Raw genomic sequence first — 23998 nt, forward strand, 5'->3', positions numbered from 1 at the left:
CAGGGCGTCGGCGGGGAGAGAAAGATATGAAAAAAGAGACAGATATATACCCTATTCTCAATCTATTTAATACGTAAAACATGAAATTTTCTTATTAAATTTATTATTTCAATCATATCATTACTTTTAATTTAATGATGTTCAATTTAAATATTAGGTCAATAACATATTTATGCTATTTATGGATACTGTCAAAAATAACAGCCCCAAACGATAACTTGAAAGGGGCTGTTAAATATTTAACTATTGCATTTGGTCTATCATTTTCTTGTTTCTTTCAATCATTTTATCAAAATACGTATCGTATCTTTGCCATTCTTCTTGAGTAATGGGCGTCATATTTAATACACCGCCAAGATCTTTGATTGCATATAATAGTAAAAACATTACATCTTGAACAGTAATCGTTTTGTTAAGCAATGTCTCTAATGAGGCCATACAAGATGGTTCAATTTCAGGATATTTAAATTTAGTCACTTCACCTTTTAAAGCGTGTTCATAAAATGTTTGCATCATCAATGCACGTTCTGAACCAGAGCCTTCAACACAAAGATAAATTTGTACGGCAATACCGCCTCTAACTCTTCGTTGCGATATGCCTGCAAATTTCTTACCATCGATACTTAAGTCAAATTTTCCTGGGCAATAAGAATGTTCAATTTCCATCGTATCAATATCAACATTCTCATCTTCGAACATTTTGCTAATTAAGAGATACATCACAGTAAACGCTTCATCAATCGTTGTTTCTGTTTGTCCTTTGAACATCAGCGATATATTTAATACACCTTGATCTAGAACAACACCTAGGCCTCCAGAATTTCTAACAATGGCATTATAACCAATCTCATTCGTTAAATAATCAATGCCATCTTTTAAAAACGGCAATCTTGAATCATGAATACCAAGAATAACAGTATGTTGATGAATCCAAGTACGCACAACATTATCTGATATATCTTTGCCCACACTTTCGCAAAATGTATCATCGAATGCGAAAGATTGCATAGGCTCTAATCCAGAAGAATGGTCGATATATCGCCAGTTGACGCCATTAAAATATTTACTCGCTAAATCCATCGTTATTGTAAGGCTTGCGCTGCTGTAATAATTGAAAGATTGTATACATCTTCAATTGAGCAGCCACGTGATAAGTCATTTACTGGAGAATTTAAACCTTGTAATACTGGACCAACTGCATCATATCCACCTAAACGTTGTGCAATTTTGTAACCAATATTACCAGCTTCTAAACTTGGGAATACAAAGACATTTGCATCACCTTGTAATTTAGCACCTGGCGCTTTTTTCTCAGCAACACCTGGTACAATCGCAGCATCAAATTGGAATTCGCCATCAATGATTGCTTCTAATTTTTCTTCTTCAGCTTTTTGTTGTGCTAATTTGACAGCTTCTTGAACTTTTGTCACGTCGTCTGATTTAGCAGACCCTTTTGTTGAAAAGCTTAACATTGCAACTTTTGGATCCATGCCAAAGCTTAATGCTGATTTTGCACTTTCTACTGCAATTTCTGCAAGTCCTTGTGAATCAAGTTCTGGATTGATTGCACAATCACCAAAGATGTATTGTTCATCACCTTTAATCATAAAGAAGATACCTGATGTTCTTGATACACCTGGTTTCGTTTTGATGATTTGTAAAGCTGGACGCACAGTGTCGCCTGTTGAATGTGCTGCACCACTAACTAGACCATCTGCTTTACCAGCATAAACAAGCATTGTACCGAAGTAGTTCACATTGTTTAATAATTCTTGTGCTTGTTCTTCAGTCGCTTTACCTTTACGTCGTTCAACAAATGATTGAACTAATTCAGCTTTCAATTCACTTGTCGCAGGATTAATTAATTCAATATTAGAAATATCAAGATTAAGTTTTTGCGCTAAAGATTGAACCTTAGTCTCATCACCTAACACGATTGGTGTAACATAATCTGTTGCTTGTAATTGTGTTGCAGCTGTTAGAACACGTTCGTCCTCTCCTTCAGGTAATACGATTTTAACGTTTTTACCAGAAAGTTTGTCTTTTAATACATTTAATAAGTCAGCCATAATGTCCTCCTGTAATATAAATCTTATTAATCATTCACGGTATAATTATACGCCATTTTATTTCATAATGCCACGTCACCAATTTGTAATCATAATTTTATCGTTATCCCTTTGCTTTATGATAAAATTTATAAAGAACTGATGATTTTTGAAAAGGAGCGATAAACATGAGTCAAGCAGCCGAAACATTAGATGGTTGGTATAGTCTACATTTATTTTATGCAGTTGATTGGGCATCATTACGTCTAGTTCCAAAGGACGAACGCGATGCACTTGTCACTGAATTTCAATCATTTTTAGAAAATACAGCAACTGTAAGATCATCAAAATCTGGTGATCAAGCTATTTATAATATAACTGGTCAAAAAGCAGATTTGTTATTATGGTTCTTACGTCCTGAAATGAAGTCTTTAAATCATATTGAAAATGAATTTAACAAATTGCGCATTGCTGACTTCCTAATCCCTACATATTCATATGTATCAGTCATTGAATTGAGCAATTATTTAGCTGGTAAATCTGATGAAGATCCTTATGAGAACCCTCATATCAAAGCAAGATTATACCCAGAATTACCACATTCTGATTATATTTGTTTCTATCCAATGAACAAGCGTCGTAATGAAACTTATAACTGGTACATGTTAACTATGGAAGAACGCCAAAAATTAATGTATGACCATGGTATGATTGGTAGAAAATATGCTGGCAAAATCAAACAATTTATTACTGGTTCTGTAGGGTTTGATGATTTCGAATGGGGCGTAACATTGTTCTCAGATGACGTATTACAATTCAAAAAAATTGTATACGAAATGCGCTTTGATGAAACAACAGCACGATACGGTGAATTCGGTAGTTTCTTTGTAGGACATATTATTAACACAAACGAATTCGATCAATTCTTTGCGATTTCTTAATACATTGGTACGTTTATAAATTAATAAAAAATTCCAAGCTTATCGGTTTAAGCTTGGAATTTTTCGTTTATCTTCAGTATATTCCCGTATACATAAGACGTGCTTTGGTAAATAGTTGAAATCTGTATGTTTAAACTTATATATATGTGCTAATGTATTATCAATAACAAAGTACACTTTGCTCATAGCAAAGTGTACCCGAGTAGTATTCCTTGGGAGAACTTTAACTACTATCACTACATATAAACGTTAACCTCAATAGAAATTATACAGTCGCTACTCTATACAATTTTTGTAATGGTTAACTAATATTATTTTAACCTATTTGAAATATTTGAAACATATTTTTGTCGAATTTTTTTCAATAAATTTTCCTTTTTATACTTCAAGAGAATTTTAACCACTAAAAATTCCGATGATTATTATTACAATAGTATCAAATATTAGTTTTTTAAAATCAATAACAACTTATCAAAAAGCTCATGTGGTTATTTTATAGTGTATAAACTATAATGAGTATTAAATTCTTATAAACAATGGTGATGAAATGGACATAAATTCAGAAGAATACAAACAAGAGGTACTTATAAAAGATGTTGTCATGCTTGCTGCTCGCATACTTTTAGAATCTGGTGCGGAAGGTACGCGTGTAGAAGATACCATGACACGTATTGCAAAAAAACTTGGTTACAGTGAAAGTAACAGCTTTGTTACAAACACTGTCATCCAGTTTACATTACATTCGGAATCGTTTCCTAGAATATTTAGAATTACCTCTCGAGATACAAACTTAATAAAAATTTCTCAAGCTAATAAAATTTCGCGTCAAATTACAAATAATGAAATTTCTTTAACCGAGGCAAAAACACAACTTGAAAAAATATATGTTGCCAAGCGTGACAGCAGTCTTCCCTTTAAAGGTTTTGCTGCAGCAATGATTGCAATGAGTTTCTTATATTTACAAGGTGGTAGATTGATTGATGTTTTAACTGCGATATTAGCAGGTAGTCTAGGATACCTAGTCACTGAGATTTTAGATCGTAAGTTACACGCACAGTTTATCCCAGAATTCATTGGTTCATTAGTTATTGGGATTATCGCCGTTATTGGACATACACTTATTCCAACAGGTGACTTGGCAACTATTATCATTGCGGCAGTCATGCCTATTGTTCCTGGTGTATTAATAACAAACGCAATACAAGATTTATTTGGTGGGCACATGTTGATGTTCACAACGAAATCATTAGAAGCCTTGGTTACTGCGTTTGGCATCGGTGCTGGCGTTGGTAGCGTATTAATTTTAGTATAGGAGTATCAGACTATGTTTTGGATCTTAAACTTTATCTTTAGCTTTTTAGCTTCAATGTTCTTCTGCGTCATTTTTGATGCACCTAGAAAATTATATCTATCATGTGGTTTCGTTGGTACGTGTGGATGGATGGTTTACACCTTATTCTTCAACGGCTTTAATGTGCACACTATATACTCTAGTTTCTTCGGCAGTCTTGCCCTAGGTTTATTAAGTCACTATATGGCACGTAAACAAAAAGAACCTGCAATCATTTTTATGGTGACGGGTATTATCCCATTAGTGCCAGGTGGATTAGCTTACGATGCAACGAAAAATTTAGTATTATTAAATTTCAGTACAGCAATCAATACCATGCTAGAGGTTACACTTATTGCAGGAGCCATCGCATTAGGTTTATTATTCGCCGACCAAATTTCCAAATTAATTGTTTCTGGGTTCGTGAAATCTTTTAAACGATTATAAATATTGTTAGAGATGGCTCAGCCCAAACTCTTAGCAATTATATATATGGTTTAACTATCTCGTCTTAAATGTCAATTTATAATACAAAAAATCGCACAATACGCCTTCGAATTAAGAAGGTATATTGTGCGATTCTTTTATTATTTAGTTTTTTCTTTTTCAGGTTCTTCAATCATATCATCAACTTCATTTTCACTTCTATTTAAAATCAAGCGACTTAATTCATCATTATCCATATTTTTCAATTTAGGATATCGAATCACAAAGAATATTAAACCGATGATTAACCATCCAAGTAATGCAATATAAGATGGTGCAGTCAGTGCTGCAGGAGAACCTGGCACTAATAACAACGCTAAGAAAATGAATGATACAAATGAGCCGATAATAGCAAACGTTTTGTAAACCGGTGCATACGTATTACTTTGTTTGTTATAACTGAATAATTTCGCAGCAGACAAACATGTAATAAAGTAGGCAATGGATACACCTGTAGATGACATATCTACAATCCAAGTCAATGCCGTTCTTCCTAGCCAAGGTGCAATTAAAGACACACTTACTAAAAATATGATTGCGACATATGGTGTTTTGTATTTACTATGTAATTTACTAAACATTGTTGGCATAATACCTGAACGTCCCATAGAAAATAACAAGCGACTTGAACTCATCAAGAATCCATTTAAACCAGTAAATATACCCATCATAATTGCAATTGCTAATACACCTAATCCAATATAACCAAATGCTGTTTGTGTAACAGCACCTGTTAACCACAAATGTCCATTTAAACTTTGATGACTTGTTGATAACCAACCAGTGTATAAAATCATGACAACATAAGTTAATGATGCTGCTAATAAACTGTACACGATAAGCTTAAATGTCTTGTTTGGTGCAAAGTTAAACTCTTCTGCTGTTTGTGGAATATTATCAAATCCAACATATGCCCATGGTGCCACGGATACAATAACCACAATAGACACTAACCATCCTTTGCTAGGTTCAGCTAACGGTTGTAAATTTTCAAGTGCAAAATTATTACCAAAGAATGAACCAAAGAACATCAATAATACGACGATTACCATCGCCACACAGAAATAATATTGTAATGATCCAGATACACTTGCGCCACGAATCGTTACTAGCATGAATACAAGTAGTAATACGGTCGCAATAATGATTTCCGTAATATAAACGTCCCAGCCCGCAATGGTGTATAGTTTCCCATTATTTAAGACATCTGGCAATAAGAATTTAACTAGTAAACTGAATGCGGTCGCATTTAAAGCAACGACACAGACATAACCAAAAGTTAAAAACCATGATGAGAAGAAACTCACATATCTGCCGAAACTTAAGAAACTAAAGGCAAACGCGCCCCCTGATACTGGAAATCTCTCTACTAATGCGCCATAACTAACCGCAATTAATATCATTAATAATGCACCAATAACAATACCAATTGATGCTGCAATCGGACCTGACTGCTTAATCCAGTCTCCTGGTAAGATGAATGCGCCCCATCCGATACATGAACCATATGCAATCGCCCATACAAATTTTTCAGATAGGTTTTGTTTTAAATCGCCTCTATCTATTTGCTTATTCTTTTTTTCCATAAATAAAAACTCACCTCGAAGGTATTCTATACCCAAAAGATGAGTTTGTAACTCTTTTTCTTGATTATTTTTATTAAAAATTTAATGTTTAGTTACATAGGTAATCTAAAATTTTAAAATTTAACCAGCAAATTTGAATGTCGCAATGATTAACATTATCCATCCAATGATGAACAATACGCCACCAATTGGCGTAATCGCACCTAAAACTTTAATTTGAGTTAATACTAAAATATATAATGATCCACTAAAGAAAATAATACCAGCAAATATTAACCAGCCAGCCCAGTTAACATTGATTGAAGTTGTACCACTAATTACACCTATAATTAATAATGCTAAGCCATGGTACATTTGATACGTCGTTGCTTTTTCCCATACTGATAAATAGTGATCACTTATTTTTCCTTGTAAACCATGCGCACCAAATGCACCTGTTCCGACAGCCATCATCGCGTTTAATGCACCTAAAATAATAAATAATTTCATTGCTACCTCTCCTTATATAATTCAGTATTAATAAATGTTTAAATCCGAACCCTCGAATAAAAGTATATGCGTCTTGATCATTAACCTACATACTTAACAAGCTATTAAGTAATTATGTTTCATTGTTGCTTTTTAAAAATCAAATATGGATTCACCATTGCCAATGTCATCATCTGTCGCTAATCTTTGTTGTTGGTTTGAAGGTTGTGAATATGACTTATTATGATGATGTGCTGAATGCGTATTTACTTTACCACCCATCGCTTCTATTTCAGCAGCTGTCACTTGATGTGTTGGCTGCGTAATTTGTGAGTGTGGCATTTGATTATGGTTAGCAATACGACGATTCATTTGTTGTTCACCAATATGTGGTGTATTTGATGTTGAAGCATATAAAGATGTTAATATATGTATGGCATACATATGTTTTTCAAAGTCATGGTCATGTTGCGCCTGCTCTGCTTGTACTAATTCTTGCTCAATTCGTGCTATTAAAGTTTCTCTATTCACCATCTACGCCTCACTTTCACACCAATTAATTGGTGATTTTCCTACTGACTCTAAATAGGTATTCGCTTTGGAATACGGTTTTGATCCAAAGAATCCTCTATATGCAGACAGTGGACTAGGATGCACTGATTTTATAATACAATGTTTAGATGTATCGATAAGCTTTATTTTTTGCTGTGCAGGTTTCCCCCACAAAATAAAGACAACATGTTCTTTATAATCAGACACTGCTTTAATAATTTCATCAGTAAATGTTTCCCAACCAATATCACGATGAGAATTTGCTTCACCCTGTCTTACGGTTAAAACTGTATTCAATAACAAGACGCCTTCTCTTGCCCAATCTTGTAAATGTGGTGTTTGTCTAACACATCCAATATCATCTGCTAATTCTTTATACATATTACGTAAAGATGGAGGGAATTTTGCGTTAGGTTGCACTGAAAATGCTAATCCATGTGCTTGGTTTGGACCATGATACGGGTCTTGTCCTAATATAACAACTTTGATATTTTCAAACGGTGTTAAATCAAACGCTTGATATATATTTTCCCTATCAGGGTATACGATTGCAGTCGAATATTCTTTTTCTAAAAAATCATGCATAGCTTTAAAGTCATGTTTCGTTGTTATGTCATGAAAAATTTGCGACCATTCCATTCAATCTCACCTCAGGACATATTTTAACATATCACACTTATCTAAAGTGAATGACATTTTCAAAAGTTACAATAGTATGAATGATTCATTTCAACAATCATCAAATATTGAATGCTTAATATTTTTCAATTAGGTTAAAAATGATATGATGAATACAATATTATTATGTAGGAGTGAAGCTCAATGGCTTTAAAGAAAGTTTTAACAATTGCCGGTTCTGACACAAGTGCTGGTGCAGGTATGCAAGCAGATTTGAAAACGTTCCAAGAATTAGATACGTATGGCATGGTCGCTTTAACTGCCATCGTTACTATGGATAAAGATACATGGTCACACGATGTCACACCATTACCTATGGACGTATTTGAAAAGCAACTTGAAACGGCTTTATCAATCGGACCTGATGCTATTAAAACAGGTATGTTAGGTACTGAGGAGATAATCAAACGTGCTGGAGAAGTTTATGAGGCATCTAATGCACAATACTTTGTAGTAGATCCTGTCATGGTTTGTAAAGGCGAAGATGAAGTGCTTAACCCTGGAAATACTGAGGCGATGATTAAATATTTACTACCTAAAGCAACGGTAGTGACACCAAACTTATTTGAAGCAGGTCAATTATCAGGATTAGGTAAATTAAATTCAATTGAAGATATGAAAAAGGCTGCAACAATTATCTTTGATAAAGGCGCACAGCATGTCATCATTAAAGGTGGCAAAGCTTTAGATCAAGATAAATCGTATGACTTATACTATGATGGTCAAACATTTTATCAACTAACTACAGACATGTTCCAACAAAGTTATAACCATGGTGCTGGTTGTACATTTGCTGCGGCAACAACTGCATATTTAGCTAACGGTAAGTCACCGAAAGAAGCTGTGATTAGTGCGAAAGCTTTCGTCGCTTCTGCTATTAAAAACGGTTGGAAAATGAATGATTTTGTTGGTCCTGTGGATCACGGCGCATACAACCGTATTGAACATATCGATGTTGAAGTAACAGAGGTTTAATGCTTCGTTCATAAAAAATAGATTAACCACACCTTATGATTTGAGTGTCATTACTGTGCGCCAGTAAAGTTAGCTTTCAAAGTCTAACTTTGGGTCTCAGTACACAATAAAGTCACTTTCGGTGTGGTTATTTTAGTTATTAAATACTTGTTTGATTTTCACAGTTAAATTGGGCAAATAAGTATTGTAAGTCATCATTATAAGTAGTTTTATTTCAACATATGTATATAACATTCATTTACAGTGTCACGAATCAGTTATCCTAAAAAAACAAATCCTTTCGGAACTTTGTTATGCCCATGTTTAAACATAACGTTTTATCCCGCTCTACTAATTCTGCCATTTTTTTGAAATTAAAAATAACTTCTCAACGACTTTATAAAAATATATTCCTTTTAAAACATGATACATAAATAGTCTTAGTAAATCATACGTTCTATGTCTGATAAAAAGTTGATACTTAAGGTTGATGTCACACATAAAAATGTTATTTATAATATAACCATAGAGTAGCAAAGGAGGTAATATAGGTTATGATTATTTATCGACAGTATCACCATGAAGGCGCACCAGTTTATGAAATTATAACCAAAACGTTTCAGCATGTTTCAATTAAATGTGACGATTCATTTAGTGATACTGAAATATTCAAATTGCTCTCTTTATTACAAGACGATATAGATCATATGAAAGTTAGTTAAATTGACTAATCGTTCCAATAATCCAGAATTTATTAAACATTGATATAGTTGTTATTATTATTTTAGATTAATGCATCCCCGTGCAAAGAAAGAAACGTAACCTATATATATCTCTGTTCCCAATAATAATAACAATACATAACTGATATTAGCTGTCCTTTCATCTCCTAATTAATATGCGTTCATGCAGCTAATATCGGTTATTTTTTGTGCTCAAAGAAATCTTTACTTTAATCTCTCCATCGTCATTAATTGCTATCATTTCTTGCTCGTGTTCTTCAATGAATTCGATATTTTCATTTATTAAAATAGGTTTAACGTAGTTAATTTGACACTGGTTCGCCTCTATTGACATAGCCATCAGCATCATTTGACTCACTAATTGTCCTGGCACAATCTCATTATGTATTGGATTATCATCATTTACGAGCGCCAAATATTCATTTATCCATATCTCATTAAACTTCATATCTACTTCATCGCCTTAATAAAAGTTTGTGTAACCGTTATGACATGCTGATTATTTTTAGTTAATGTTAAAGCCATTGTATAACGTGTGATATTGCGAATCTGTCGGCATTCAATATCTTCTAAATGCCCTACATATATTGTGTCTACTTTTATCTTTTGAGTTTGATTAATTGCTGATTTTGTTAAAATCAGTTCGCTATTTGCATATTTTTTAAATAAATCAAATTTTGACCATAATGACGCACACATTAATGGTGGTACTTCTTTTCTATAAGGTTGGTTAAAACACTGATAATATGCAGCCACACTATCCTTAGAAAATGACACATTTAATCGCTGGTTAGAATCGAATAAATAATGCTGCATTTCCTAGACCTCCTCCAATCCCCATAGATGCAATCATAGTCTCTTTGTCAAACATATAAAATAATCGCGTCACTAATTGGGCACCGCTTGCACCGTATGGATGACCTGATGCTAATGCACCACCCCATATATTTAATTGCGTATTTGAAATATTTAAAGCTTGTTGGCAGGCAACCACCTGTGCACTGAACGCTTCGTTAATTTCAATGACTTCAATATTTTCTATCGTTAATTGATTTCTTTTTAGTAAGTTGGAAATGGCTGGTACTGGACCAATGCCAGGCAAATTAGAATCAACACCTACCGTAACACCATCTTTAAATAATAAACCATGCTCGAAACCTAATTCGTATGCCATATCTTTTTCCATAATAAGCAATAAAACTGCACCATCATTTTTCATACAACTATTCGCAGCGGTAACGGTCCCACCTTTGATCACGGGCTTAAATCGGCCAAAGTTATCTTTCGGAATATGTGATTTTAGACTTTCATCAGTGTTGAATATTTCTCCTTTAACGGTTATAGGTAATATTTCCTGAGAAATATTTCCATTCTTTACATTTTCCGCTGTCAATTGATGACTTCGATAAGCAAATTCATCTTGTAATTCTCTTGAAACATCATACATCTTGGCTACATTTTCAGCACCTTGAATCATTGATGGGTCGCTCATTTCAGGTGCAAATGATGCACGCTCATAAAACTCAGGTAATGCTGTTTCGTACACAGAATGCGGTCGTTTGATTTTCCAAGGTGCTCGACTTGTACTTTCAACACCGCCTGCAATATATACCTTGCCAGCTCCGGCTTGAATCATGCGACATGCATATTGAACACTTTCAAGTCCAGACCCACATTGTCGATCGATTGTGACGCCAGGTATTGAATCTTTAAGCCCCGCTTCAAGTAATGCTTTTCTTGCAATATTGCCACCATTCCCAACAACATTACCTAAAACTACATCATCTATTTTAGATATTACCTCTGGATACTTCTCTTTAAAATGTTGGAATAAAGGTTTGAGCAATTGTTCTGGCTCTAAATGTTTTAAAGTGCCTCCAAATTTCCCAAATGCAGTTCGTTTAGCTGCAACTATGACTGCTTGATTCATATTATAATTCACCTCTCAAATACATCGATATCATTTTTTCTCTAGCAATTTTACCACTTGCAGTGTAATACATCTTTTCTACATGATGAATCATCGATGGAATTTCATAGCGTTTCACTTTCTTATTTAAAAATTGTTTTACATTTTTATGTGTAAGTGTCACATCACCAGAATAAAGCAATACACCTATTTGACCAAAACGCTCATTTGGAATACCGATTATAATTGCTTCATCAATGCTCGACGATTGCGTTAAATGGCGTTCAACATGTGCTGGATATATATTTTGACCACCAATAATTAACATATCATGTTGTCGTCCCGTTAAATATAAATACTGCTCTTTTACATAGCCATTATCATTAGTAACAAACCATTCATCATTATTTATACATTGTTGGCTTACATAGCCACTAAACATCATATTACTCTTTATACAAATAGTTCCTATACCATTGTGATCGTGATTCGTTGTTTTCAATTCCACATTTGGAAATAGCACACCTACTGATTCAACTGGTGCTTGCTGATTCAAGTTATAGCTGATAAAACTGGTTTCCGATGTACCAAAAAATTCAATCAAATTTATGTCATTTGCTTGATTTTTTATCTTTTTAAAAATAGAAGAATGCAGCTTATCTCCACTGCTAAAAAATGATTGGATTGTATGTTCATTGTTGTAAACTAACAATAATGATTTAATCATCGTTGGAACAAGAAACATAGCAACTTTGTATGATGATATTTTACGACATTGATTAAGTAACTTTTCAGGATGAAAAGTGGTCTGTCCTATAAAAGTACGACCAGAACTTAAAGCAAACAATAACGCATATAATGTTAACGAGTACGATAGTGGTCCGGGGGCTGCTATGGCATTTTCATTTTTTAACATCAACATTTCATTAACTTCAAAAGAAGCCAACCATGAATCTTCATCACGATAATATGCTTTTGGCAGTCCAGTTGTTCCTGAAGTAAAACCAATATGTAATAAATTGGGGTAGTGCTGTAATTGCATTGAATCAATAAACATCGGTGTGTCTATACTCTGCATGAGACCTGTATCTTCAATTACATCTTTAATACCATATTTTTCAATCAATTGACGATGTATAGTACTTTGCCATTTACCTTCCATCATCATAGGCACTTTATGTAAACGATGCAAAGCTAAATAACAAATAATACTTTGAACCGGTGATTTCATATTAATAGCAACGACAGGGTTAAGTGAATATTTCTGCAAAGATTCAACTGCGCTAGTGATGCGGGCATTTAGTTGACTATATGTAATTATTTCATCATCTATATGTAATGCTATGTCATTAGGTTTATTTTGAGTATGTATTTTCAACTGTTCTAAAATTACGTTCATCAATATCCCTCACTCAATGTAAACTTTAAAATACATCTTGTTAACATTATATAATGAACAAGCATTTTTATCAGGTCATACTACCTATGATAAAAATCAAACTTAAGCCCTAGATAAATTTGATACTGTAGTACCATGTTTTTTATTAGATAAGACGTTACTATATGTATATAGAGAAAAGAAGTTATCGCAATCGCAATAACTGACACAAATAAGTCACCCAATCTATTTAAGTTTGTGTTCTCTATAATAATATTGAAGGTTAGAGTCTCAATATTAATTGCGTTGGACAAAATACTCTAAGACATATTTACATCCTAACATTTCAATAGCAAGAGAATTTTAAGTATTCAAAGCTAAACATATGCTTTAAGTCCCCTCTTTCCCCCATTGCGATAATCATTGCAGTGGGGGTTTATGTATATACAAAAACTTTATTTCGGCTAATTACAGTTCTCAATTTAAAAAGCACTTTAAAGTTAGCAGAACCTACTAGCTTTAAAGTGCTTATATACGATTGATTTATACTTTTTATTAAAATCTCTAATTCTTACGTTCTTTAACCCACCATAATGCTTCTTTTGGATGTTCTGCATAATAAGCTCTATCTTGCTCGTTATCTACATTTGGATACGAACCTTTTAGAGATTTTCCTGCTGTACTTAAATGTAAGAATGTAATAACTAAAAAGCCAATAACACTGATTGCTGTTAAATAATACGCAGGTGCTAATGGATCTCCAGTTTTCGTAACTAACCATGTTGCAACTAATGGCGTCGTACCACCAAATATCGAAACAGAGATATTAAATGTTACTGATAAAGTTCGATATCTTATATGACTGTAAAACATCGTTGGTAACGACCCTGGCATTGTCGCTTCGTAAGTTGATAAGAAAAATCCTAATATAAATATACCGATTACTATTACAACAAATGATTGTGAATGTAATAACATAAATGCGATGATACTAAATAATGTTAGCCCACCAGTACCAATTAGAAATACTTTCTTTTCACCTATTTTATCCGCTAACTTACCAAACATTAATGCTAATGGAATCATTATTGCCATGACACAAGTAATTAATACACTTGTTGTCGTTGCATCTAATTTAATAACTTGTTCTAAATAGGTTGGTAAATATGCAGTTACCATATAGTTCGTAACATTGAAGAATACAACAGCTACAAAACACACAAATATATCTTTGTAATAAAATCTGATGATTTGTAAAAAGTTAATGTTATCTCTTTCTGGTTGTGTTGCAACATCATTTTCGAAAACTGGTGATTCTTCAAGCTTACGACGTAAATATAAGCCAAATAATCCTAGGAATAAACCAAGTAAGAATGGGATTCTCCAACCAAATGATGCCATTTGTTCATCTGTTAAAAAGAATGTTAATACAGCAATCATAATTGAAGCAGCTATGTAACCTGATAATGTCCCAATTTCTAGTCCACTACCTAATGAGTTACGACGCTTATCTGGAGATGACTCCGCAACATATGTCATTGCCCCCGCATACTCTCCACCTGTTGAAAATCCTTGTAGTACTCGTGCAAGTAATAATAGTATTGGTGCCCAAAGTCCAATTTGATCATAACTTGGTAATAATCCAATGGTTAATGTTGAAAATGCCATTAAAATAATTGTTGATGTTAATACAACTTTACGTCCATATTTGTCACCAATAATACCAAATACAACACCACCAATTGGTCTTAATAAAAACGCAATGGCTAATGCTGCGAAAGTCAACATTTGTCGAATGTCTGCACTCTCTACTGGAGAGAAGAAGTTCGCTCCAATGTACGCAGTTGTATATGCATAGACACCAAAATCAAACCATTCCATTGCATTACCGATACCGGTTGCAACAACGGTTTTTTTGGCTTTCTTTGCATCCACCATGTTAATATTCTCTTTATTAAAATCCATGAATTCATACACTCCCTTTTGTATGTTTCATAATTATACGGAGTTAATTAGTTTTGTCAAATTTATACAAATATAAACTTTTATATAAATGCAAAAGTATGTTCGACAAAAAATTTCACTTTAACGAATTAAATTCAATGATTTTATACCCTCGTACATTTGAATTAAACAATAATAATTCTTAAATCATCGAACGATCAACAAATTAGATTTATAATTAAAAATAGCGATAGCACACAACTTCATGTAAGTCATATGCTATCACTATTTTCCTCATCATATTTAAATGTTTATATTCAATTTACTTCAATAACTTTGTCATTACTTTAATTTATTTTCACAAAAATAAATGATCAACGAATCAGACATCACTCTTTAAGAATTCATAATGTTTAATAAATATTTATTTTAAATTCCTAATCTAAAGCGAAATATTTCTATGTATAATCTAATATTTATGAATATGCATTTTAACCATGGTATTCTCTGTTTTAACAAATTTTATAATACTGTATTAATTTCTGATGGATCATTGATTATAAAATCTGGATTTGAATGAAGTAATGACCTTGCATCATGTGCTCCCCATGTTACTGCTGCAGATGGTACACCGGCATGTTGCGCCATCTCAACATCAAATGTTGAATCACCAATATAAACCGTTTGTTGGCTATTTAAATTGTAGCGTTGCACAATTGTGTGTATGCCTTCAGGATTTGGTTTATATGCACTTACTTGGTCGGATCCAACAGCTTCGGTAATCAAGTGATTTAATCCAATAGCCGATAAATTTCTTTCTAATACATCACTCTTCTTACTAGACACCACGAAAAGTTTTTTCCCTTGGTTATACAAACTTGTAATAGCTTCAGTTATACCCGCAAATTCATAAATATAGTCCTTTTCAATAGATTGATATGTATGTCTAAATGTATCGATTAACTTTGCTAATGCTGCTTCATCTAATGGTCGGTCTGCTAATTTTAAAAATGATTCTTCAATAGGTATTCCCATATAATGCGTTATTTCTTTAGATGATGGTTCCGTTAAACCAGATGCTTTAAATGCATTTTGTGTAGCTACTTCACCACATTTTTTCGTGTCTGCTAATGTACCATCGAAATCAAAAATATAATTGTCAAACTTCACTATTAACACTCCCGTTCGTTTGTTAATGACATTATACTATAATTTAATATTTAAATAAAAAAATAGTCGATAATATTATCACAATGGCATAATATTATCGACTATCTTTTATTTATTCTAAATTAGCATGATTTTGTTGCATTGTTTGTTCCGTAACATTCATTTCAGTCATCAATCCCATTACAACACTATCTAAAAATAATTGTGATGCTTGTTCAAACAAACTTCCTAATGGTTGTGCCGAACCTTGTTCATCATATTTTGTACCTGCAGGCAAAACGATGTTCGTCCCAGCTATATTGCCTATTGCAGAATCTTTATTTGTAGTAATTAATACGATGTCAGCACCTACTGATTTTGCTTTGTCTGCTAATAATTTTAAATGTTCCGTGGAACCTGAACCAGAGATAATTACAAATACATCATTCGACTTAATCGCAGGTGTCGTTGATTCTCCAACAACATGTGCCTGTTTGCCGAGCTGATTTAAGCGCATTGCAAAACTATTCGCCACGAATCCTGAACGTCCTTTGCCAGCTACAAATATATGTTCAGCATGTAGTATTTTGGACGCAAACGTTGAAAACTCATCCGCTTCAACATGTGACAAAGTCATCTTTAATTCATCTAGAATTAATTGATAGTCACTAAATTTAGCCATATTACTTACCTTCGATTGCAGCGCGACATTGTTTTGCAGCTTCTACTGGATCATCTGCATTTGCGATTCCGCCACCAACAATAACAAGATCAGGACTTTCAGCGACAATTTCTTTAATTGTATCTGGTTTAATTCCACCTGCTACTGCAACTTTAGAATTTTTAATAACAGATTTAACGGTTCTTAAACTTTCTAATGGTGATTGCCCTTCTGCTTGTAAATCATAACCAGTGTGTACTGCAATATAATCAGCACCCATTTCATCTAGTTCTTTTGCACGTTTTTCTAAATCTTGAACAGCAATCATATCAACTAGTAATTGTTTATTATTTTTATGAGCTTCTTCAATAGCTGCTTTAATTGATGCATCTTCTGCAACACCTAGTATTGTAATTACATCCGCGCCAAATTTAATTGCTTGGCTAACTTCATAATCAGCTGCATCCATAATTTTCATGTCTGCTAATACTTTTACATTACTAATGTTGTCTGCCATATGTTTAACTGCTGGTAAACCTTCGTTGTAAATGATTGGCGTACCGATTTCTACGATATCTACATAATCTTTTACTTTATTTGCTAACTCAGCCGCGTCTTCTTTGTTTAATAAATCAATTGCTAATTGTAATTCCACTAAAAATCATCCTTCCAATGCTTTTTATCTTTCTATTGGAACCTTTCCCGAGGCATTTCTTAATTAAACATTGCAATCAATCCATTTCATCGACATGAATTTTCGCAACATTTTTCGGGCAAGCTTCGTCGTCTAAATATATCTCAACATTCGGGTGTTTGTGAAGTAATGTGGCTGGAACATCAACAGAAATTTCCTGATTTAATAGATGTGTAATAGCAGCACGTTTCTTTTCACCAAATGCGAGTAAAATGATACGTTTAGCTTGAAGAATATTAGCAAGTCCCATCGAAATGGCTTGCTTTGGAACATCATCTTCGTTTTCAAAATATCGACTATTAGCCTTAATAGTACTTTCAGTCAAATCAACGATATGAGTAACGCTATCAAACGGCGTGCCAGGTTCATTAAATCCAATATGACCATTTTCTCCAATACCTAAAATTTGAATATCACGTTGACCTTGTTGTTCTAAAACGTCATTATATTTTGACGCTTCCGCATTCATATCATCGGCATCTCCATTCGGAATATGAATGTTCTTTCTATTAAAATAAGGATATTGTTTGAAAAGCATGTCATCCATATAATAGTGATAACTTTGCGGATGTGATGCGGTTAAACCTACATATTCGTCTAAATTAAACGTGGATACATTGTCTACGTTTAACTGATTTTTATTTAATAACTTAACAAGTTGTTCATACAAATCTGTCATTGTACCACCAGTTGCTAAACCTAGTTTACAGTGCTGATTAAATGCCATCTCTTTATATAACTCACATGCAACATAGAATGATGCTTGTTTTTTCGATCCTAAGTTTAATACTTTCATTGTTTACATGCCTCCACAAATTTAATACATTTTAAAAACTTATGAATTCATTCATACACCATTAATATAGCATCATTTTTAATGTTTAACACTTTTCAAATTCCAACAAATTTTTGATTTTTAAAAGTAAAAAACTAATGCTGTATGATTGTGTAATCCTGAGTAATTACCCTTCATGAAAATTAATTTATAAATAATTGAGCAATCGTATACAATTATTGAATAGTTTTTAGTAAAATAGAAAGATAAACACATTGATAGTGTAAGGAGTGAACGTGTTGGAACCAATTAAAGAACAAGAAGTTATAGATTTACTTGCTTCTTTTGAACATAAACCTGTGTATCTGCATGTTGAAACGACAAATGGGGCCTATGCGAACCATTTCGATCAACGTGTTTTTAATGCTGGTACATTTTTAAGAAACATACAAGTAACATATACGCATGCACAACTAAAAGGTGGTAATAAAGAACCTTATCGCATTGGTCTTAAACTATCAAATGGTGGTTGGGTTTATGTACAAGGTCTAACGCATTTTGAGATCAATGAGCATGCTGAATTTTTAATTGCAGGTTTTAATTACGAAGGTCAACTCGCTGCAGCACTTCAAATTAGTGAGCGACCATTTAATTTATAGAGGAGGCATCAACATGACTGACGAAAGACATGTATTAGTAATATTTCCACATCCTGATGATGAAACCTTCTCATCTGCAGGCACATTAGCAAGTTATATCCAAAAAGGCATACCTGTAACATATGCATGTTTAACCCTAGGACAAATGGGCAGAAATTTAGGTAATCCCCCATTTGCAACACGCGAATCATTACCAAGTATTCGTGAGCGTGAACTAGAAGAAGCTTGTAAAGTTATTGGTATTACTGATTTAAGAAAAATGGGTTTACGTGACAAAACTGTCGAATTTGAACCCTATGAACATATAGATGGTATGATTAAATCTTTAATCGATGATACAAATCCATCATTGATTATTTCATTTTATCCTGGATATGCAGTACATCCTGACCACGAAGCAACAGCAGACGCTGTAATTCGAACGGTTGAACGCATGCCTAAAGAAGAACGCCCTCGTTTAACTTTAGTTGCGTTCAGTAATGATGCAACCGAAGCTCTTGGAGAGCCTGATATTCAAAATGATATTACAGATTTTAAAGAACTTAAAATTAAGGCATTTGAAGCACATGCTTCTCAAACAGGTCCATTTTTAAAACAATTAGCAAGTCCTGAAATCGATGGTAAACAACACAGCTTTTTAACAGTCGAACCATATTGGACATATCACTTTAAATCTTAACGGAGGAAAAAAATGACTGAATTTGATTTATCGACACGAGAAGGTCGTTGGAAACACTTTGGTTCCGTAGATCCTATTGAAGGCACAAAACCTACTACTAAGAACGAAATGACAGATTTACAAAGTACACATAAAGATTTCTTATTTGAAATAGAAGAAGTTGGTATTAAAAACTTAGTGTACCCTGTACTTGTTGACCAGTATCAAACAGCTGGCACATTTAGTTTTTCAACAAGTTTAACAAAAGACGAAAAAGGTATTAATATGAGCCGTATTATTGAAAGTGTTGAAAAGCACTATGATAATGGTATTGAACTTGAATTTAATACACTTTATCAGGTGTTACGCACTTTACAAACGAATATGAAACAAAATGCGGCAGGCGTTGATGTTTCTGGGAAATGGTTCTTTGATCGCTATAGTCCAACCACAAATATTAAAGCAGTTGGTAATGCCGATGTCACTTATGGATTAGCAATTGACGGTGATAAAGTTACACGTAAAGAACTTACTATTGAAGCAACTGTCACAACGCTATGCCCTTGTTCAAAAGAAATAAGTGAATATTCAGCGCACAACCAACGTGGTGTTGTCACTGTTAAAACATATATTAATAAAGATCAAGGCATAGTTGATGACTATAAAAACAAAATTTTAGATGCAATGGAAGCTAATGCAAGTTCAATTCTATACCCTATTTTAAAACGTCCTGATGAAAAACGTGTGACAGAGCGTGCATATGAAAATCCACGTTTTGTCGAAGACTTAATTCGTTTAATTGCCGCGGACTTAGTTGAATTTGATTGGTTAGACGGTTTCGATATCGAATGTCGCAATGAAGAGTCTATCCATCAACATGATGCTTTCGCTAAATTAAAGTATCGTAAATAATATCATATGATTAATTCAAACGCGTAACAGTAGTTGCGCGTTTTTATTATACCTCCTAGAGTTGTATATCTCTTTTATAAATCTTCTCATTTGATGTGCCTGAGTCATAAATCAAATTCCTAAGCTCTACAATGATATATTGGTCGTAGTTGACTGAATAACTACTACCATTATAAATATCAAAACTTGTTGTTTTATAAATAAACACATCTTCCAGTTAAAAGAAGTAATTAAATATTATGTGATATAATTATAAAAAATAGATATAAGTGGTGTTGTAAATGAATTATTTTGTAGGTAATAGTTTAGGTGTTAATTTAACTGGGATAGAGAAAGCAATTATTAATCGTTTAAATTTATTTAAAGAAATGGGAAGACCAGCGCAATGTGTATTTCTGTCATGGAATAGATATTTATATAGAAATGCCCAAAATTATATTACTAGTTCTGACTATATTAATATGTATGATTTCTTCCAAGAAGCAACATATTTAGAACGCAATGAACCATTTGACTGGTTGTCATATTGGACTGATGAATGTCATTATACTTTAAAACATGTTGAAAATAGTCATGACTTTAGAATATATGATCAAGAGCGTTTCTTAATGTATGCCCATTTTCAAGATCCTAAATATCGTATATTAGATTATGTGAATCATTTTGATAGTCAAAGACGAAAAGTAAAACGTGATTTTTATGATGTGCGTGGCTTTTTAAGTTGTAGTAGGATCCTTGTTGATAAACAACAAACATTATGTGAATTTTTCTATAATCCAGAAGGTGACACAAAATTAGAAAAGTATTTTTCTTACAAAGATGGCAAACCAGAAGTACAAAAAATTATTGTTTACTATGCTAACAAACAATATTTCTTTAATAATGAAACGGAATTAGGCGCATTTTTCATTAAACAACTATATCAACATGGGGATTTATTTTTCAGTGACCGTAATGTGTATACAGCACCTATTTTCAACTTAACACCTGAGTCAATCCCAGTAGTAGCTGTGCTTCACAGTACACACATTAAAAATATTGATGCATTAGATTCATCGCCATTTAAAAATGTATATAAAGCGATGTTTGAAAATTTATCTCGATATCGTGCAATTATCGTTTCTACTGAGCAGCAAAAATTAGATGTTGAAAAACGTATTAACCATACTATTCCAGTTGTTAATATTCCTGTCGGCTATAGTGAAACAATTGATACATCAGTCCAAACATTAGATCAGCGCAGTGTTAAATTAATTTCCGTTGCTCGTTATTCACCTGAAAAACAATTACATCAACAAATTGAATTAATTAAACGCTTAGTATCTTATGTCCCAAAAATAGAGCTTCATATGTATGGTTTTGGTTCTGAAAGTAAAAAATTAAATGAATTGATACAAAAATATGGATTGGAAAATCATGTTTACTTACGTGGCTTTTTAAGCAATCTAGACCAAGAATATAGCGATGCCTATTTGAGTTTAATAACAAGTAACATGGAAGGTTTCTCTTTAGCACTACTTGAATCTTTAGCACATGGTGTTCCAGTTATTAGTTATGATATTAAATATGGACCTAACGAATTGATTACGCCTGATTTCAATGGTTATTTAATTACTAAAAATGATGAAGATGCCCTATTTGATAAAGTGAAATATGTGATTGATCATCCTGAAGTACAACAACGACTGTCAAAAGGTAGTTTGGCAAAAGCGCAACAATATAGTAAAGCGTCGTTAATTAAACAATGGGACCAATTTGTTCGTCTTATATAAATGTACTTTACCTTTATTTTTATAAAAAAGCATTTTCCTATGTTATTTAACTAAACATGTAAGTTCATATGAACGTGGTTTGTTAAATAGATAATTCTAGGAAAATGCTTTTTTCTTTTGACTTAGTTTAAAATATTTTGCCACTTTGTACTGATAGTAGTTGCATTGTACTGTTGAGCATACTCTATACTATTAATCGAAAACTGTTGTAATTTTTGAGTATTAATTAGTAATTGGTCAACTCTTTCAACCATTTGATTGATGTCACCTTGAGGTACTAAATAGCCATTAAATCCATCTTGAATCAGTTCTGATGGCCCATAATCTACATCATAACTGATCACTGGTGTACCTACTGAAAGCGACTCTAAAATTGCTAAGCCAAAACCTTCCATTTTACTTGTCGATAACATCAGTTCTGCTTTAGCAATCTCTTCATTAATATGCGTCTTAAAACCATGAAATTTAACATGTTCCGATAAATGATAATCTTCTACAAGTTGTCGATATTCTGACAAACCATTTCCATGTCCATAAATATTCAATTGAATATTGGGATGTTTTGTTACTAATTGCTTGATCACTTCAATTTGATGTTTAATTTGTTTATTTTCAACGAGGCGAGCAATTGATATGATATGATTTTTATCCTTTTGATTGCTGTCAAATTGATACTTTAAGTTTGCCACGTAGCCAACCGGAATATTGATAACTGGTATTTTATTTTCAATATATTGTGAAATATCTTGGCATTGCTTTTCTGTTGATACAACAATCGCTTTATAACGTGTTAAATTATTAAACACTGTTTTATAAAAACTTTTTATATCATTACCGGTGCCGGATAAATGTGTACTGTGGAGCACAACAATAACTGGAATACTTTGATTTAATCCCGCAATAACATTTCCTAATTCATGAGGACGGTCTAATATGATTTGATCATTATTTTTACATAATTGATGGAGAAAATATTGAACTAATTCATCTTCTGTATCAAAAAATTGTTGATGCTGGTCTTCATTTAAGATAACCTTTGTGAGCGTGTTTTTCCCTTTTATATCGTCGAAATATTTTTGGATGACGATTTCCCCATTAGGTGTATAGTAATTTTCGAGTACAATCCGTTGTCCTTCACCTAAAATTCGAGAACAACTTAAAAAGCCTCTTCCATCATACAATTCACGTTTTACTTTTCTTCTTTTATGATCAAAATAATTCACATAGTTTAATTGATGATACTGTTTATCTAAAAAATGAGCATACATTATAAATTGCTCTTCATCATATATTCTGACATCATTTGAATTTTCCACAAATTTCAATGTGTACCTACATGACTTTTCCCAATACTGTATCCAGTTAACTTGCTTTGTCTTTTTATAATTAATTGCTTTTTGAAAATAGTCATACATTGTAAACAGATCATTTTCAATCTGATGTTGCTTCGCATATGTGTATGAATAAGGATTCCATTTAACATATACACATTTTGAAGATATGCCGTGTTGTTTGAACAACTTCAGTCTATTTATTTGTGCTTTTTCTACACCAGTAATTTTACTTTCTAAAATTGTTCCTAAAATGTAATTCATATTATCGCCTCATATAAGTTTTATTCCGTATCTTTATTGTTTATTTTATATGAAAAATACATCTATTGCATGTGTAATCATAAAAAAACCAGGCCACAAGGACCTG

At 32.9% G+C, this 23998-nt stretch carries 25 protein-coding genes; 9 read left to right on the plus strand and 16 right to left on the minus strand.

Features of this window, described 5'->3' with window-relative positions; all coding sequences use genetic code 11:
- Positions 1-243: 243 nt before the first annotated feature.
- Positions 244-1080, minus strand: coding sequence for a lipoate--protein ligase family protein (locus IDG45_RS10490; RefSeq protein ID WP_000362356.1), 837 nt, complete (start codon positions 1078-1080; stop codon positions 244-246).
- Positions 1081-1082: 2 nt separating this feature from the next.
- Positions 1083-2069, minus strand: coding sequence for a phosphate acetyltransferase (gene pta / locus IDG45_RS10495; protein ID WP_000774287.1), 987 nt, complete (start codon positions 2067-2069; stop codon positions 1083-1085).
- 167 nt (positions 2070-2236) lie between these two features.
- Between pta and hemQ the strand changes: the two genes are divergently transcribed.
- From hemQ to IDG45_RS10510, 3 genes are all read left to right on the plus strand, one after another.
- A complete protein-coding gene (gene hemQ, locus IDG45_RS10500) occupies positions 2237-2989 on the plus strand; it encodes a hydrogen peroxide-dependent heme synthase (protein WP_000075712.1) in 753 nt (250 codons plus the stop codon).
- 547 nt (positions 2990-3536) lie between these two features.
- A complete protein-coding gene (locus tag IDG45_RS10505) occupies positions 3537-4301 on the plus strand; it encodes a threonine/serine exporter family protein (RefSeq protein WP_000354092.1) in 765 nt (254 codons plus the stop codon).
- A 12-nt stretch (positions 4302-4313) separates the two neighbouring features.
- Complete coding sequence (locus IDG45_RS10510) at positions 4314-4766, plus strand: threonine/serine exporter family protein (protein WP_000498572.1); 453 nt, start codon at positions 4314-4316, stop codon at positions 4764-4766.
- Positions 4767-4906: 140 nt separating this feature from the next.
- Here IDG45_RS10510 and IDG45_RS10515 read toward each other — a convergent pair whose 3' ends face one another.
- From IDG45_RS10515 to IDG45_RS10530, 4 genes are all read right to left on the minus strand, one after another.
- Positions 4907-6391, minus strand: coding sequence for an APC family permease (locus tag IDG45_RS10515; RefSeq protein ID WP_000412511.1), 1485 nt, complete (start codon positions 6389-6391; stop codon positions 4907-4909).
- Positions 6392-6511: 120 nt separating this feature from the next.
- Positions 6512-6880 (minus strand): DUF423 domain-containing protein, encoded by a 369-nt coding sequence (locus tag IDG45_RS10520; RefSeq protein ID WP_000765183.1) that lies wholly within the window; start codon positions 6878-6880, stop codon positions 6512-6514.
- A 132-nt stretch (positions 6881-7012) separates the two neighbouring features.
- Entirely contained in the window at positions 7013-7393 is a 381-nt protein-coding gene (locus tag IDG45_RS10525; RefSeq protein WP_000248116.1) for a DUF5327 family protein, read from the minus strand.
- Positions 7394-8050 carry a uracil-DNA glycosylase gene (locus tag IDG45_RS10530; RefSeq protein ID WP_000455258.1) on the minus strand — a complete coding sequence of 219 codons (657 nt, stop codon included), beginning with the start codon at positions 8048-8050 and terminating at the stop codon, positions 7394-7396.
- 183 nt (positions 8051-8233) lie between these two features.
- Here IDG45_RS10530 and thiD point away from each other — a divergent pair, with 183 nt between their 5' ends.
- Together thiD and vraX are read left to right on the plus strand one after the other, a co-directional pair.
- Positions 8234-9064, plus strand: coding sequence for a bifunctional hydroxymethylpyrimidine kinase/phosphomethylpyrimidine kinase (thiD, locus tag IDG45_RS10535; RefSeq protein ID WP_001185462.1), 831 nt, complete (start codon positions 8234-8236; stop codon positions 9062-9064).
- 533 nt (positions 9065-9597) lie between these two features.
- Entirely contained in the window at positions 9598-9765 is a 168-nt protein-coding gene (gene vraX, locus IDG45_RS10540; RefSeq protein ID WP_000587958.1) for a C1q-binding complement inhibitor VraX, read from the plus strand.
- 190 nt (positions 9766-9955) lie between these two features.
- On the opposite strand, the gene IDG45_RS10545 is transcribed toward vraX, so the two are convergent.
- The 9 genes from IDG45_RS10545 to nagB form a co-directional block, all read right to left on the minus strand.
- The gene (locus IDG45_RS10545; RefSeq protein ID WP_000671090.1) at positions 9956-10234 is read right to left on the minus strand and encodes a hypothetical protein; all 279 of its coding nucleotides are present in this window, start codon (positions 10232-10234) and stop codon (positions 9956-9958) included.
- A gap of 2 nt (positions 10235-10236) precedes the next feature.
- A complete protein-coding gene (locus IDG45_RS10550) occupies positions 10237-10602 on the minus strand; it encodes a VraC family protein (protein WP_111063867.1) in 366 nt (121 codons plus the stop codon).
- Positions 10577-11716 carry a thiolase family protein gene (locus IDG45_RS10555; protein WP_001070664.1) on the minus strand — a complete coding sequence of 380 codons (1140 nt, stop codon included), beginning with the start codon at positions 11714-11716 and terminating at the stop codon, positions 10577-10579. Before IDG45_RS10555 ends, IDG45_RS10550 begins: the two co-directional genes overlap by 26 nt.
- A gap of 1 nt (position 11717) precedes the next feature.
- A complete protein-coding gene (locus tag IDG45_RS10560; RefSeq protein ID WP_001100820.1) occupies positions 11718-13094 on the minus strand; it encodes a long-chain fatty acid--CoA ligase in 1377 nt (458 codons plus the stop codon).
- Positions 13095-13637: 543 nt separating this feature from the next.
- Positions 13638-15038, minus strand: coding sequence for an MFS transporter (locus tag IDG45_RS10565; protein ID WP_000347073.1), 1401 nt, complete (start codon positions 15036-15038; stop codon positions 13638-13640).
- A 501-nt stretch (positions 15039-15539) separates the two neighbouring features.
- A complete protein-coding gene (locus tag IDG45_RS10570; protein WP_111063865.1) occupies positions 15540-16187 on the minus strand; it encodes an HAD family hydrolase in 648 nt (215 codons plus the stop codon).
- A 112-nt stretch (positions 16188-16299) separates the two neighbouring features.
- Positions 16300-16848, minus strand: coding sequence for a 6-phospho-3-hexuloisomerase (hxlB, locus tag IDG45_RS10575; RefSeq protein ID WP_001051587.1), 549 nt, complete (start codon positions 16846-16848; stop codon positions 16300-16302).
- A gap of 1 nt (position 16849) precedes the next feature.
- Entirely contained in the window at positions 16850-17482 is a 633-nt protein-coding gene (gene hxlA / locus IDG45_RS10580) for a 3-hexulose-6-phosphate synthase (protein ID WP_000422864.1), read from the minus strand.
- A 76-nt stretch (positions 17483-17558) separates the two neighbouring features.
- On the minus strand, positions 17559-18317 hold the full coding sequence (nagB, locus tag IDG45_RS10585; RefSeq protein WP_000866414.1) for a glucosamine-6-phosphate deaminase: 759 nt from the start codon (positions 18315-18317) through the stop codon (positions 17559-17561).
- Between the two features lie 275 nt (positions 18318-18592).
- On the opposite strand from nagB, the gene IDG45_RS10590 reads away from it, so the two are divergent.
- The 4 genes from IDG45_RS10590 (at position 18593) to sdgB (ending at position 22297) form a co-directional block, all read left to right on the plus strand.
- Positions 18593-18955 (plus strand): YojF family protein, encoded by a 363-nt coding sequence (locus IDG45_RS10590; RefSeq protein ID WP_025174486.1) that lies wholly within the window; start codon positions 18593-18595, stop codon positions 18953-18955.
- A 13-nt stretch (positions 18956-18968) separates the two neighbouring features.
- Positions 18969-19634 (plus strand): bacillithiol biosynthesis deacetylase BshB2, encoded by a 666-nt coding sequence (gene bshB2, locus IDG45_RS10595; protein ID WP_000129068.1) that lies wholly within the window; start codon positions 18969-18971, stop codon positions 19632-19634.
- Between the two features lie 12 nt (positions 19635-19646).
- Complete coding sequence (gene folE2 / locus IDG45_RS10600) at positions 19647-20525, plus strand: GTP cyclohydrolase FolE2 (RefSeq protein ID WP_000134235.1); 879 nt, start codon at positions 19647-19649, stop codon at positions 20523-20525.
- Positions 20526-20806: 281 nt separating this feature from the next.
- On the plus strand, positions 20807-22297 hold the full coding sequence (sdgB, locus tag IDG45_RS10605) for a serine-aspartate repeat adhesin O-glycosyltransferase SdgB (protein ID WP_001106115.1): 1491 nt from the start codon (positions 20807-20809) through the stop codon (positions 22295-22297).
- Positions 22298-22419: 122 nt separating this feature from the next.
- Here the strand turns inward: sdgB and sdgA are convergent, their stop codons facing one another.
- Positions 22420-23892: a serine-aspartate repeat adhesin O-glycosyltransferase SdgA gene (gene sdgA / locus IDG45_RS10610; protein WP_001106718.1), complete on the minus strand. Its 1473-nt coding sequence runs from the start codon at positions 23890-23892 to the stop codon at positions 22420-22422.
- Between the last annotated feature and the right edge of the window lie 106 nt (positions 23893-23998).

This window comes from Staphylococcus sp. EG-SA-10 (genome assembly GCF_017151945.1).
Classification (GTDB): domain Bacteria; phylum Bacillota; class Bacilli; order Staphylococcales; family Staphylococcaceae; genus Staphylococcus; species Staphylococcus aureus.

What these genes read in the sequence shown, in the direction of transcription:
- IDG45_RS10565 (WP_000347073.1), bottom strand. Translation starts at nt 15,038, where the DNA reads ATGGATTTTAATAAAGAGAATATTAACATGGTGGATGCAAAGAAAGCC.
- sdgA (WP_001106718.1), bottom strand. Translation starts at nt 23,892, where the DNA reads ATGAATTACATTTTAGGAACAATTTTAGAAAGTAAAATTACTGGTGTA.
- IDG45_RS10520 (WP_000765183.1), bottom strand. Translation starts at nt 6,880, where the DNA reads ATGAAATTATTTATTATTTTAGGTGCATTAAACGCGATGATGGCTGTC.
- pta (WP_000774287.1), bottom strand. Translation starts at nt 2,069, where the DNA reads ATGGCTGACTTATTAAATGTATTAAAAGACAAACTTTCTGGTAAAAAC.
- IDG45_RS10510 (WP_000498572.1), top strand. Translation starts at nt 4,314, where the DNA reads ATGTTTTGGATCTTAAACTTTATCTTTAGCTTTTTAGCTTCAATGTTC.
- bshB2 (WP_000129068.1), top strand. Translation starts at nt 18,969, where the DNA reads ATGACTGACGAAAGACATGTATTAGTAATATTTCCACATCCTGATGAT.
- IDG45_RS10505 (WP_000354092.1), top strand. Translation starts at nt 3,537, where the DNA reads ATGGACATAAATTCAGAAGAATACAAACAAGAGGTACTTATAAAAGAT.
- IDG45_RS10530 (WP_000455258.1), bottom strand. Translation starts at nt 8,050, where the DNA reads ATGGAATGGTCGCAAATTTTTCATGACATAACAACGAAACATGACTTT.
- IDG45_RS10490 (WP_000362356.1), bottom strand. Translation starts at nt 1,080, where the DNA reads ATGGATTTAGCGAGTAAATATTTTAATGGCGTCAACTGGCGATATATC.
- hxlB (WP_001051587.1), bottom strand. Translation starts at nt 16,848, where the DNA reads ATGGCTAAATTTAGTGACTATCAATTAATTCTAGATGAATTAAAGATG.
- folE2 (WP_000134235.1), top strand. Translation starts at nt 19,647, where the DNA reads ATGACTGAATTTGATTTATCGACACGAGAAGGTCGTTGGAAACACTTT.
- IDG45_RS10525 (WP_000248116.1), bottom strand. Translation starts at nt 7,393, where the DNA reads ATGGTGAATAGAGAAACTTTAATAGCACGAATTGAGCAAGAATTAGTA.
- sdgB (WP_001106115.1), top strand. Translation starts at nt 20,807, where the DNA reads ATGAATTATTTTGTAGGTAATAGTTTAGGTGTTAATTTAACTGGGATA.
- IDG45_RS10550 (WP_111063867.1), bottom strand. Translation starts at nt 10,602, where the DNA reads ATGCAGCATTATTTATTCGATTCTAACCAGCGATTAAATGTGTCATTT.
- IDG45_RS10555 (WP_001070664.1), bottom strand. Translation starts at nt 11,716, where the DNA reads ATGAATCAAGCAGTCATAGTTGCAGCTAAACGAACTGCATTTGGGAAA.
- IDG45_RS10545 (WP_000671090.1), bottom strand. Translation starts at nt 10,234, where the DNA reads ATGAAGTTTAATGAGATATGGATAAATGAATATTTGGCGCTCGTAAAT.
- IDG45_RS10515 (WP_000412511.1), bottom strand. Translation starts at nt 6,391, where the DNA reads ATGGAAAAAAAGAATAAGCAAATAGATAGAGGCGATTTAAAACAAAAC.
- thiD (WP_001185462.1), top strand. Translation starts at nt 8,234, where the DNA reads ATGGCTTTAAAGAAAGTTTTAACAATTGCCGGTTCTGACACAAGTGCT.
- vraX (WP_000587958.1), top strand. Translation starts at nt 9,598, where the DNA reads ATGATTATTTATCGACAGTATCACCATGAAGGCGCACCAGTTTATGAA.
- hemQ (WP_000075712.1), top strand. Translation starts at nt 2,237, where the DNA reads ATGAGTCAAGCAGCCGAAACATTAGATGGTTGGTATAGTCTACATTTA.
- IDG45_RS10560 (WP_001100820.1), bottom strand. Translation starts at nt 13,094, where the DNA reads ATGAACGTAATTTTAGAACAGTTGAAAATACATACTCAAAATAAACCT.
- nagB (WP_000866414.1), bottom strand. Translation starts at nt 18,317, where the DNA reads ATGAAAGTATTAAACTTAGGATCGAAAAAACAAGCATCATTCTATGTT.